The sequence below is a fragment of the Acidovorax sp. Root568 genome (assembly GCF_001427445.1).
GTDB lineage: Bacteria > Pseudomonadota > Gammaproteobacteria > Burkholderiales > Burkholderiaceae_C > Acidovorax > Acidovorax delafieldii.
This window is the reverse complement of record NZ_LMGP01000014.1, coordinates 469,187-481,210: the sequence shown is the minus strand read 5'-3', so window position 1 is coordinate 481,210 and position 12,024 is coordinate 469,187. Positions and strand designations below refer to the sequence as shown.

General features: G+C 66.6%; 9 protein-coding genes. 3 read left to right on the top strand and 6 right to left on the bottom strand.

Annotated elements, in window-relative coordinates; all coding sequences use genetic code 11:
• Nucleotides 1-48 precede the first annotated feature (48 nt).
• From ASD75_RS11760 to ASD75_RS11750, 3 genes are all read right to left on the bottom strand, one after another.
• Nucleotides 49-1,185 (bottom strand): PilT/PilU family type 4a pilus ATPase, encoded by a 1,137-nt coding sequence (locus tag ASD75_RS11760; protein ID WP_056059906.1) that lies wholly within the window; start codon nucleotides 1,183-1,185, stop codon nucleotides 49-51.
• 58 nt (nucleotides 1,186-1,243) lie between these two features.
• On the bottom strand, nucleotides 1,244-1,879 hold the full coding sequence (locus ASD75_RS11755) for a Crp/Fnr family transcriptional regulator (protein WP_015012256.1): 636 nt from the start codon (nucleotides 1,877-1,879) through the stop codon (nucleotides 1,244-1,246).
• Between the two features lie 66 nt (nucleotides 1,880-1,945).
• Nucleotides 1,946-2,989 (bottom strand): type IV pilus twitching motility protein PilT, encoded by a 1,044-nt coding sequence (locus ASD75_RS11750; RefSeq protein ID WP_015012257.1) that lies wholly within the window; start codon nucleotides 2,987-2,989, stop codon nucleotides 1,946-1,948.
• A gap of 37 nt (nucleotides 2,990-3,026) precedes the next feature.
• On the opposite strand from ASD75_RS11750, the gene ASD75_RS11745 reads away from it, so the two are divergent.
• Nucleotides 3,027-3,746, top strand: a complete 720-nt coding sequence (locus tag ASD75_RS11745; protein ID WP_056745817.1) for a YggS family pyridoxal phosphate-dependent enzyme — start codon at nucleotides 3,027-3,029, stop codon at nucleotides 3,744-3,746.
• Nucleotides 3,747-3,752: 6 nt separating this feature from the next.
• Here ASD75_RS11745 and ltaE read toward each other — a convergent pair whose 3' ends face one another.
• From ltaE to ASD75_RS11730, 3 genes are all read right to left on the bottom strand, one after another.
• Complete coding sequence (gene ltaE / locus ASD75_RS11740; protein WP_056745815.1) at nucleotides 3,753-4,823, bottom strand: low-specificity L-threonine aldolase; 1,071 nt, start codon at nucleotides 4,821-4,823, stop codon at nucleotides 3,753-3,755.
• 109 nt (nucleotides 4,824-4,932) lie between these two features.
• Nucleotides 4,933-6,180, bottom strand: coding sequence for a branched-chain amino acid ABC transporter substrate-binding protein (locus tag ASD75_RS11735; RefSeq protein ID WP_056745814.1), 1,248 nt, complete (start codon nucleotides 6,178-6,180; stop codon nucleotides 4,933-4,935).
• A 54-nt stretch (nucleotides 6,181-6,234) separates the two neighbouring features.
• Nucleotides 6,235-6,885, bottom strand: a complete 651-nt coding sequence (locus ASD75_RS11730) for a TetR/AcrR family transcriptional regulator (protein WP_056745811.1) — start codon at nucleotides 6,883-6,885, stop codon at nucleotides 6,235-6,237.
• 155 nt (nucleotides 6,886-7,040) lie between these two features.
• Between ASD75_RS11730 and ASD75_RS11725 the strand changes: the two genes are divergently transcribed.
• Nucleotides 7,041-8,651 carry an AMP-binding protein gene (locus ASD75_RS11725; RefSeq protein WP_056745809.1) on the top strand — a complete coding sequence of 537 codons (1,611 nt, stop codon included), beginning with the start codon at nucleotides 7,041-7,043 and terminating at the stop codon, nucleotides 8,649-8,651.
• Nucleotides 8,652-8,738: 87 nt separating this feature from the next.
• Nucleotides 8,739-12,011, top strand: coding sequence for a carboxyl transferase domain-containing protein (locus ASD75_RS11720; RefSeq protein ID WP_056745931.1), 3,273 nt, complete (start codon nucleotides 8,739-8,741; stop codon nucleotides 12,009-12,011).
• Nucleotides 12,012-12,024 lie beyond the last annotated feature (13 nt).

The window sequence follows — 12,024 nt, the reverse complement described above, 5'->3', positions numbered from 1 at the left end:
AGGAGGGCGGGTGAAGCTGCGCGAAGGTGTGTGGACCTGGCTCTGGGGTCAAACGATCGCGAAATGCTCGGTGCCCTGTGCCAGGTCGGGTGACTTGGCGCGCTGGCTGTTGAGCTTGATCTGCAGGCGCAAGTCGTTGAGCGAGTCGGCATTGCGCAGTGCGTCTTCGTAGCTGATGACATTGGCCTCGTAGGCATCGAACAGCGCTTGGTCGAAGGTCTGCATGCCCAGGTTGCGGCTCTTCTTCATGATCTCCTTGATCTCGGAGACCTCGCCCTTAAAGATCAGGTCGGAGATCAGCGGGGTGTTGAGCATCACCTCCACCGCTGCGGCGCGGCCCTTGCCATCCTGCTTGGGGATCAGGCGCTGCGACACCATGGCGCGCAGGTTGAGCGACAGGTCCATCAACAACTGTGCGCGGCGCTCTTCAGGGAAGAAGTTGATGATCCGGTCCAGCGCCTGGTTGGCGCTGTTGGCGTGCAGCGTGGCCAGGCACAAGTGCCCGGTTTCGGCAAACGCCACCGCATGTTCCATGGTCTCGCGGTCGCGGATTTCGCCCATCAGGATCACGTCGGGCGCCTGCCGCAGTGTGTTCTTCAGCGCGGCTTCCCAGCTGTCGGTATCCAGGCCCACTTCACGCTGCGTCACCACGCAGTTCTTGTGCGGGTGCACAAATTCGATGGGGTCTTCCACCGTGATGATGTGGCCGAACGAGTTCTCGTTGCGCCAGTCCACCATGGCGGCCAGCGTGGTGGACTTGCCCGAGCCCGTGGCACCCACCAGGATGCACAGGCCGCGTTTGGTCATCGTCACTTCCTTGAGCACCTGCGGCACACCCAGGCCGTCGATGGTGGGCAGCGTGAGCGGAATGGTCCGCAGCACCATGCCGACCTTGCCCTGCTGGATGAAAGCGTTGACGCGGAAGCGCCCGATGCCAGCGGGCGAGATGGCGAAGTTGCACTCCTTGGTGCGCTCGAAGTCCGCCACCTGCTTGTCGCTCATGATGGCGCGCGCCAGCGTGAGCGTGTGGTTGGACGTGAGGGGTTGCGGCGACACCTTGGTCACCTTGCCATCGACCTTGATGGCGGGTGGAAACTCTGCCGTGATGAACAAGTCGCTGCCGTTGCGGCTCACCATCAGCTTGAGCAGGTCATTGATGAATTTACTGGCCTGATCGCGTTCCATCAGAAGTTCTCCCGGGGGTGGTCGTCTGCCGGACGATCTTGTGTCGTGGATAGGTGCATCATTTCTGGTTGTCGCTCAGGCGTGCGCTCACCACGCGCAGGCGCAGCGACAGCTTGCGCGCCAGCAGGGCAATCAGGCTGGCGGCCAGTTGCGGATCCTTGGTCATCATGTCGTCCATGGCCTCGGCGGAGAGCACGGCGATCTCGCAGTCGGTCAGCGTGGTGCAGGCCGAAAAGCGGATGCCGCTGTCCAGCAGCGACATCTCGCCCAGGATGTCCCCAGGGCGTGTCTCGGCCAGGCGCAATTGTTCGCCCCAAGGCTGCACGCGGTCCACGGCGATGGTGCCGGTGAGCAGCACCACCATGAAGTTGCCGTACTCATCCTGGCGAATCACGTCGCGATTGGACGGGACGGCCGCAAATTCAAAAAAGCGCTCCATGCGCTCCACGGCGTCCTTGTCCAGGTGCGCCATGTACTTGTCCTTGGCCCACAGGCCTTGCAGCAGTTTGCCGCCCCGGCTGGTGGGCAGGCGCTTGGCGCCCACTTCCACGGCGCGCGCCTCCCAGGGCACCAGCATGGAGTCGTCCACACCCTGGCCCGCAAACGCGGTGGAAAACAACACGGAATCCGTGTGGTCGTCCGATGGCTTGCCGCTGCGGGCTTTCATTTTCAGAAGGCTCAAAATGCCTTTCATATCGCGCTCCGGTATGCGGCGCCTGCAGGGGCCGCAAAGTCGTTCATGGGGGATGCTGTCGGGGGCTCAGCCGGGGAAGTTCTCGGGGATCTTGGCCTTGCTGCGTGCTTCGGCCGGACTGATGATGTTGCGGCGCACGAGGTCGGTCAGGTTCTGGTCCAGTGTCTGCATGCCCACGCTGTTGCTGGTCTGGATGGTGGAGTACATCTGCGCCACCTTGGCCTCGCGGATCAGGTTGCGGATGGCGCTGGTGCCCAGCATGATCTCGTGCGCAGCCACGCGGCCGGAGCCGTCCTTGGTCTTGCACAGCGTTTGCGAGATCACGGCCTGCAGCGATTCGGACAACATCGCACGGACCATTTCCTTTTCTTCGGCGGGGAACACGTCGATGATCCGGTCGATGGTCTTGGCGGCGCTCGAGGTGTGCAGCGTACCGAACACCAAGTGGCCCGTTTCAGCAGCCGTCATGGCCAGGCGGATGGTTTCCAGGTCGCGCATTTCGCCCACCAGAATGGCGTCCGGGTCTTCGCGCAGTGCGGACTTCAGGGCCGCCGCGAAGGACAGCGTCATCGGGCCGACTTCACGCTGGTTGATCAGGCACTTCTTGGACTCGTGCACGAATTCGATCGGGTCTTCCACCGTGAGGATGTGGCCGTATTCGGATTCGTTGAGGTAGTTGACCATGGCGGCCAGCGTGGTGGACTTGCCCGAGCCCGTGGGGCCGGTCACCAGCACCAGGCCCCGTGGCTTCAAGGCCAGGTCGCCGAAGATCTTGGGGGCGTTGAGCTGCTCCAGCGTCAGGATCTTGCTCGGAATCGTCCGGAACACGGCGGCCGCGCCCCGGTTCTGGTTGAAGGCGTTGACGCGGAAGCGGGCCAGGCCTTCGATCTCGAAGGAAAAGTCCACCTCCAGGAACTCTTCATACGTCTTGCGCTGCGCGTCGCTCATGATGTCGTACACCATGGCATGCACCGTCTTGTGGTCCAGCGCATCGACGTTGATACGCCGCACGTCGCCGTGGACCCGGATCATGGGCGGCAGACCGGCGGAGAGGTGCAGGTCGGAGGCCTTGTTCTTCACGCTGAACGCGAGCAATTGGGTAATGTCCACGGAGTCCCTCTATCGTTTGGTACGCTTGCCAAACATTATGACCACGATTGCTAACAACCTCCAACAGGTTATGGGCCGGATCGCCCAGGCGTGCCGGGCTGCCGGGCGTGACCCGGGCCAGGTGGGCCTGCTGGCCGTTTCCAAGACCTTTGGCGCCGATGCAGTGCTGGAGGCGGTGGCCGCAGGCCAGCGCGCCTTTGGCGAGAACTACATCCAGGAGGGCGTGGACAAGATTGCCGCCGTGCGGGCTGCCTTGCCCGGCGTGGCGCTGCAGTGGCACTGCATTGGCCCTATCCAGAGCAACAAGACCCGCCTGGTGGCCGAGCACTTTGACTGGGTGCACACGGTGGACCGGCTCAAGATCGCCGAGCGCCTGTCGGCCCAGCGGCCCGATCACCTGCCGCCGCTGCAGGTATGTATCCAGGTCAACATCGACGGTGGGCCCACCAAGTCGGGCGTGGCCCCGTCCGAAGCCCTGGACCTGGTGCGCGCTGTCGCAAAACTGCCACGGCTGGTGGTGCGAGGACTCATGAGCATTCCGGACCATGCTCCTGAATTTGAAGCGCAATTGGCAATCCACACTAGCGCCAGAAGGCTATTTGACGAGATATCGGCAGTGGGAGAGCCAGGCCTGGGGCAGTTTGACACCCTGTCCCTGGGCATGACGGCCGATCTGGAGGCCGCCATTCAGGCAGGCAGCACGCTGGTGCGCGTGGGCACCGGCGTGTTTGGTGGACGGACCTATCCCGCCGCCTGAGCGGGCTCAGCCCGGCAGCGTGAAGCGCGCCACGCAATCCAGCGCTGCCGTCACGTCCGCCTCGCTCACATCCAGGTGCGTCACCCAGCGCAGCCGGGTGGCGCCGCCATACAGGCTGCTGGTCACGCGCACGCCATGCTGCGCCAGCCAGGCGGTGAAGGCGGGCGCAACCTCCGCATGCAGGTCGGTGAACAGGATGTTGGTCTGCCATGGCAGCACGGTGAGCTTGCCCTGCAGCATAGGGTGGCTGCGGTTGGCTTCGGCCAGGCCTTGGGCCAGACGGTCCAGGCGGGCGTGGTCTTCCGCCAGGCGCCGCACATGGTGCTGCAGCGCGTAGTGGCCGGCAGCCGCCAGGACACCTGCCTGCCGCATGCCACCGCCCAGGATCTTGCGGGTGCGGCGCGCCTGCCGGATGAAGTCGCGCGAGCCCAGCACCAGCGAGCCCACGGGCGCGCCCAGGCCCTTGCTCAGGCACAGCGATGCGGAATCAAAGTGGCTGCACAGCGCGCGCGCTTCCGCATACACATCGGTGCCGTTGCGCGCGGCATTGGCCGTGGCAGCGTTGAACATGCGTGCGCCGTCCAGGTGCATCGCCAACCCCCGGCTGCGCGCCAGTTGGGCCACCTCGGCGATGTAGGCGGGCGGCAGCACCTGGCCGCCGGTCGTGTTCTCCAGCACCACCAGGCGGGTGCGCGCAAAGTGCGGGTCGTCCGGTTTGATGGCTGCCGCGATGTCGGCCACGCGCAGGGTGCCGTCAGGCTGGGTCTCGACCGGCTGGGGCTGGATGGAGCCCAGCACGGCCATGCCGCCTGCCTCCCAGCGATAGGTGTGCCAGCTCTGGCCCACGATGGCCTCGTCGCCGCGCTGGCAGTGGCCCCACAGTGCGATCAGGTTGGTCTGCGTGCCCGAGGGGGCGAACAGCGCAGCCTCGAAACCCAGCAGCTCGGCGGCATGGTCCTGCAGTGCGTTCACCGAGGGGTCGTCGGCAAACACATCGTCGCCCAGCGGGGCCTTGAACATGGCCTCGCGCATGGCGGGCGTGGGCTGGGTGACGGTGTCGCTGCGAAAGTCGGGCATGGGCGCGGTCCTTGTGGGTCGGGTCAATGAATGCAATGACCGGCCATGGTAGCGGCGGCCTGTGGCGGTTGCCGCTGTGGGGATTTCGGCGCCCTTCGGCGCCGTGGCATCAAGGCCGCGTCATCTTGCACTCGGTGCCTTGGGCTATTTCATTGCCGGTGTAGGCCGCATCGGTGCGAAAGCCATAGTTGGTGCCTTCCCAGCCCACCTTCACGGCCTTGCCGTCCACGGGCGCGATGGTGTTGACCACCTGGGGCAGCAGCAGCTGGTGGTCTTCGCCGCGCATGCGCACCGGGCCCACCACCGAGTCGAGGGTCAGGTCTTCCAGCGCGCGGGCCACCTTCACCGGGTCGGTGGACTGGGCCTTGTTGATGGCGGCGGCGAGGAAGCGCGGCGTCATCTCGATGCGCGGCGCAAGGAAGTCCTTGCCCGTCTTGGCCTTGTAGGTCTTGGCCAGCGCGTCCACCTTGGGGGTGTCGGCCTGGCCGGGGTGCCATTCGGCCACCCAGGTCAACTGGCCCTGCTTGGCCTGCGACACGGCCAGCACCGTGCCGGGGATGGACCCTGCGCTGTGGTTGAAGTAGCGCAGGTTGTAGCCCGCGTCACCCGCCGCCTTGAGCAGCAGCGTCATGTCCTGTCCCCAGTTGCCGGTGATGACCGAGTCAGCCTCGGTGCTCTTGACCTTGGCAAGGTAGGGTGCAAAGTCCTTCACGCGGCCGATGGGGTGCAGCGCCTCGCCCACAAACTGGATGTCGGGCCGCGCCAGGCCCACCATCTCGCGGCCATAGTGTGCCCACTGCTTGCCATGGGCGTAGTCCTGGTTCAGCAGGTACACCTTCTTGATGTCCGGCTGCTTCTTGATGTAGTTGGCGATGGCCTTCATCTTCATGGCCGTGTTGGCCTCGAACTGGAAGTGCCAGAAGTTGCACGCCTTGCCCGTGAGTTCGGGGTCGATGGAGGAGTGGTTCAGCACCAGGATCTCCTTGCCCGGGTTGCGCTGGTTGTGGCGCGCTGCCGCCTGCACCAGCGCCGTGACCACGGAGGAGCCCGAGCCGCCCGTCACGATGGCCTTGGCTCCCTGGTCAATGGCGGCCTGCAGCGCGCTCTGGCTCTCTTGCGCCGAGAGCTTGCTGTCGAACTGCAGCAGCTGCAGCTTGGTGCCCTTGAGCACGCCGCCCTTGGCGTTGATGTCCTCGATGGCGTACTGCGTGTGCGTGAGCATCAGCTCACCCACGTTGGCGAACGGGCCCGACAGCGGGTCGATGTAGGCAACCTTGAAGGTCTCCTGCGCGCTGGCGGCTGTGCCGATCAGCAGGGCCGCCGCAGCGGCCAGGGGGGTGAGGAACACGGTTTTCATGGGTTTTGTCTCCGGTGGTTGTTGTGCTTGGATGTAGGGGCGCTGCGGTGCGCGTCAGGCTGAGTTGCGCTTGCGGGTGCGCCGCAGCCCCAGCACGCGCCAGGCCAGCTGCGCCAGCTCCTGCGCCACCTCGTCTTGCGACAGGCGGCCGTCAGGGCGGTACCAGTTGTAGAGAAAGCCGGGCAGGCTGCAGGCGGCCAGCGCGGTGATCTTGGTGTCGTTGAACTCGAACATGCCGTCGTCGCGGCCCTGTTCGAGCAGCGCGCACAGCCGGTCGTAGAAGTGGTTCGCCAGATCCTTCTGCGCCGCCAGGTACTCGGGCCGGTACACCTGCGGCTCGCGGTAGGGGAAGAAGGCCGACGGGTGGTGCTCCAGCGTGGCGCGGATCAGCCGCTCGATGCCCTCCGTCACCTTCACATGCGCAGGTCGGTCATCGTCCGCCGCAAAGTCCATCGCAGTGAAACACGCCACGGCAGGCGCCCACGACAGCGTCTCGAAGATCTCCTGCTTGTTGCGAAAGTAGTAGTACACAAAGGGCTTGGTCACGCCCAGCTGCTGCACGATCTGCTCGATGGTGGTGTTGGCGTAGCCCTGCGCATCAAACAGCGCCTCGGCCGCGCGCAAGATGCGTTCGCGCTTTTCGTCCGACCCGGCCGTGGCGGCCTTCTGGCGGCCGCTGGCCTGCACGGGGGGCTGCTGGTTCATCGGTGTCCTTTGCGCGACGGTTGATTTATACCCATGGGTAGCATTGTTCTACCGAGCGGTATATATTGGCAAGACGCTGGCGGGTGAGGGCGCTCAGAGAAAACCCTGAGTGGCCGCCAAGAACCAGCGCTTCCAGACACCTCGGAGACAACGCCATGCCTTCTGCCGCACCGCAGCTGCCGCTGCACGAACACCTGCGCCGCCACGCGCGCGAAACGCCCGACCACATCGCCTACCTCTGGTACGGCCAGCCCCTCACGTGGGCGCAGCTTGATGCGGCCAGTGATGCATTTGCCGCGCGCCTGCAGGCGCTGGGTGTGGCCAAGGGCGAGCCCGTGGCACTGTTCATGAACAACTGCCCGCAGTACGTGATGGCGCACTACGGCATCCAGAAGATCGGCGCCATCGTCTGTCCTTGCGGGCCGCTGAACAAGGAGCATGAGCTGGAGTACCAGCTCACCGACCTGCAGGCGCGCGTGATCGTCGCGGCCGATGTGCTGCTGCCCGTGGTGGACAAGGTGCGCGCCAAGACCGCGCTGCAGCAGGTGTTTGTGGTGCGCTATGCCGAGCTGCTGCCCGAGGGCGCGCCCAGCATCGACGTGCCCGCCGAGCTGCTGGCCATGCGCGCCGCCATGGGCCCGGTGCCTGCGGGCTGCGAAGACTTCCTGGCCGCCACCCGCACCGGTGCGCGGCCTGCGCCCGTGGCGTTGTCGATGGACGACGTCTCGCTCATGACCTACACCTCGGGCACCACCGGGTTGCCGAAGGGCGCGATGCTGAGCTACGGCAACGCCACCTTCAAGACCGCCGCATCGGCGGACTGCAATGGCATGACGCCGAACGAAACGCTGCTGGCGGTGGCGCCGCTGTACCACATCGCCGGCATGGTGATGGGCGTGAACCTGCCGGTCTACACCGGCGCCACCGCCGTGCTGCTGTACCGGTTTGACCCACTGGGCGTGGCCCAGGCGCTGGAGCGCCACCGCGTGACCTGGTGGTACAGCATCGCACCCATGAACGGCGCGCTCATGCAGGTGCCCGGCGCACGCGACATGGACTGGAGCGCGCTGCGCCGCAACCCGGTCACCAGCTTTGGCATCACCTTCACCGAAGCGCTGGCCCAGCAGTGGCAGCAGTTCGCGCCGAACTGCATCTCGCACGAGGCGGCCTATGGCCTGTCGGAAACGCACACCGTGGACACCGCCATGCCGGTGGACGCGATCCGCTGGGGCACCCAGGGCAAGCCCGTGCCGGGCAACACCCTGCGCATCGTCGACCCCGACACCGGCGCACCGCTGGCCGTTGGCGAGGTGGGCGAGATCACCATCCACGGCCCCGGCAACTTCAAGGGCTACTGGAACAAGCCCGAGGCCACGGCCAAGACGCTGCGGGATGGCTGGGTCTACACCGGCGACATGGGCAAGATCGATGCGGACGGCTATGTGACCTTCATCGGCCGTTTCAAGGAAATGATCAAGGTTTCGGGCTACAGCGTGTTCCCCGAAGAGGTCGAGACCCTGCTCATCAAACACCCTGCCGTGGCACAGGCCGCGGTTATTGGCGTGCCCGATGCAGAAAAGGGTGAGGTGGTGCGCGCCTTCATCGTCAAGAAGTCCGGCCAGGAGGTGGACGCCGCCGGCCTGGTGGCCTGGTGCCGCGAGAACATGGCGCCCTACAAAGCCCCGCGCGAGGTGCGTTTCATCGACGCACTGCCCGCCACGGGCGCGGGCAAAGTGCTGCGCCGCTTGCTTCGGGATATTGCGTGATTGAATGAGAAATTGGCTGCTGGCGCCTGATGAATATGCGCTGGCAGCTATAAAAAATAGAGCGACTGCCCCATGCCATCTTCTGTTCTGTTCACCAAAGTGCTGGTTGCCAATCGGGGCGAAATCGCACTGCGCACTGTGCGCGCCCTGCACGACCTCGGCATCGCCAGCGTGGCCGTGTATGCCGACGATGACGCCGCCAGCCCCCATGTGCACGCAGCCAGTGCGGCCGTGGCACTGGGCGCCACCGGCCCGGCGGCGTACCTGGACGGTGCGCGCCTCATCGCGATTGCGAAGGCGCAGGGCTGCGATGCCGTGCATCCGGGCTACGGCTTCTTGAGCGAGCGCGCCGACTTCGCCCGCGCCTGCGCCGAGGCCGGGTTGCGCTTCATCGGCCCCACGCCTGCGCAGCTCGCGCTGTTCGGCGACAAGGCGCAGGCCCGTGCGCTGGCGCAGCAGCAGGGCGTGCCGCTCATGCCCGGCACGCAGGCGGCGGTGACGCTGCTGGAGGCACAGGCCTTCTTTGCGCAGCACGCCCATGCCGGCATCGTCATCAAGGCCATCGGTGGCGGCGGCGGGCGCGGCATGCGCGCGGTGGCGTCGGCCGATGACTTGCCCGCTGCCTACGCGCGCTGTCGCAGCGAGGCGCAGGCCGCCTTTGGTGTGGACGGCGTGTACGTGGAGCGCCTGATGGGCAACGCCCGCCACATCGAGGTGCAGGTGCTGGGCGATGGGCGCGAGGTGATCGCGCTGGGCGAGCGCGAGTGCACGCTGCAGCGGCGCTTTCAGAAGGTGGTGGAGATCGCGCCCAGCCCTTCGCTGCCCGCAGTGCTGCGCGAGCGGATCACCACCGCCGCACTGTCCATGGCGCGGGCGGTGCAGTACGAAGGCCTGGGCACCTTCGAGTTTCTGGTGGACTTGGCGTCGAGCGACCTGCCGTTTGTCTTCATCGAATGCAACCCACGCCTGCAGGTGGAGCACACCATCACCGAAGAGGTCACCGGCGTGGACCTGGTGCAGGCGCAGATTGCGCTGGCCGCAGGCCGCACGCTGCAGGACATCGGCCTCGACCCTGCCGCACCGCCTGCCGTGTTGGGCTTTGCCGTGCAGTGGCGCATCAACGCCGAGACGCTGGACGCACAGGGCAACGCCACCCCCGGCAGCGGCATGCTCAGCCGCTTTGACCTGCCCGCAGGCCCAGGCGTGCGCGTGGACACGCACGGCGCAGCAGGCGTAACGCCGTCGCCGCACTACGACACGCTGCTGGCCAAGCTCATCGTGCACACGCGCGGCCCGCGCTTTGCGGACGCGCTGCGCCGCTCGCAGCGCGCGCTGGCCGAGTGCCGCATCGACGGTGTGGCCACCAACCTCGCGCTGCTGCAGGCGCTGGCAACATGGCCCGAAATGGAGAGCCAGCAGGTGCACACGCGCTGGCTGGAGTCGGTGCTGCCGGATCTTTTGGTTGCTACTGAAAATATAGCTATCAAGGCAGATTCGACTAGCGCTACAGGGCAAAAAGACCCGCATATCGCCTCTGACACCCCTGACGGCGCAGTGCTGGCCCCCATGCCCGCCCGCCTGGTGCAGCTGAGCGTGGCCGAGGGCGACGTGGTCGCCGCCGGCGCCGAGCTGGCCGTGCTTGAAGCCATGAAGATGGAGCATGTGCTGCTGGCCCCGCACGCAGGCCGCGTGGGCGCGCTGCTGGCCGTGGCCGGTGGCTACGTCGCGCAGGGGCAGCCGCTGCTGGTGCTGGACGCGGTGGATGAGGGGGCCGATGTCGAAGTGCAGGGCGGTACGGTACATGACCCGGACCACATCCGCGCCGACCTGCAACGCGTGATCGACCGCCACGCCTTCACGCTCGACGCCGCGCGCCCCGAGGCCATGGCCAAGCGCCACGCGCAAGGCGGCCGCTCCGCGCGCGAGAACATTGCCGACCTGTGCGACGAAGGCAGCTTCATCGAATATGGTGCTCTCGCCATCGCCGCGCAGACGCGCCGTCGCAGCAAGGAAGACCTGATTGCCAACACGCCCGCCGACGGCATGGTCACGGGCATTGGCGGCATCAATGGTGCACTGTTTGGCGACGAGAAATCCCGCGCCGTGGTCATGTCGTACGACGCCACCGTGCTCGCAGGCACCCAGGGCGCACGCAATCATGCCAAGACCGATCGCATGCTCGGTATCGCGCTGGCGCAGAAGCTGCCGGTGGTGCTGTTCGCCGAGGGCGGCGGCGGGCGCCCGGGCGACACCGACATGCCTGTGGTGGCGGGGCTGCATGTGCACACCTTCGCCAGCTACGCGGCGCTGTCGGGCCAGGTGCCAGTCATCGGCATCGCCGCCGGGCGCTGCTTTGCGGGCAACGCGGCGCTGCTGGGTTGCAGCGACGTGATCATCGCCACGCGCGCCAGCAACATCGGCATGGGCGGCCCGGCCATGATTGAAGGGGGTGGTCTGGGCGTCTTCAAGCCCGAGCAGATCGGCCCGAGCCGCGTGCAGCATGCCAACGGCGTGATCGACGTGCTGGTCGATGACGAGGCCGGGGCGGTGCAGGCCGCGCGCCACTACCTGTCGTTCTTCCAGGGCCGCACATCGCAGTGGTCTGCACCCGACCAGCGCCTGCTGCGCGCCGTGGTGCCCGAGAACCGACTGCGCGTGTACGACACCCGCACCGCGATGTCGGGCCTGGTGGACGATGGCAGCCTGCTGCTGCTGCGCACAGGTTTTGGCGCCGGCATCCACACCGCGCTGGCGCGCATCGAAGGCCGCCCCGTGGGCCTGCTGGCCAACAACCCGCAACACCTGGGCGGCGCCATCGACGCCGATGCGGCCGACAAAGGCGCGCGCTTCATGCAGCTGTGCAACGCGCATGGTCTGCCCATCGTGAGCCTGGTGGACACGCCCGGCTTCATGGTCGGCCCCGAGGTCGAAGCCACGGCCCAGGTGCGCCACGTGAGCCGCCTGTTCGTCACCGCAGCCAGCCTGCGCGTACCCACCTTCAGCGTGGTGCTGCGCAAGGGTTACGGCCTGGGCGCCATGGGCATGACGGCCGGGGGCTTCCATGCGCCCGTGTTCACTGTCGCCTGGCCCACGGGCGAGTTCGGTGCCATGGGGCTCGAAGGCGCCGTGCGCCTGGGCTTTCGCAAGGAACTGGAGGCGCTGCCCGAGGGCGCCGAGCGCGACGCGCTGTTTGCCAAGCTGCTGGCCAAGTCCTACGCCAACGGCGAGGCGATACACATGGCCGCCACGCTGGAGATCGACGCGGTGATCGACCCGGCGGACACGCGGGCCTGGCTGGCGCGGGGGCTGGCGTCGGCGCAGGTGGCTCCGCTGGGTCCACGTTGCATCGATACCTGGTGAAGCAGCACGGCAC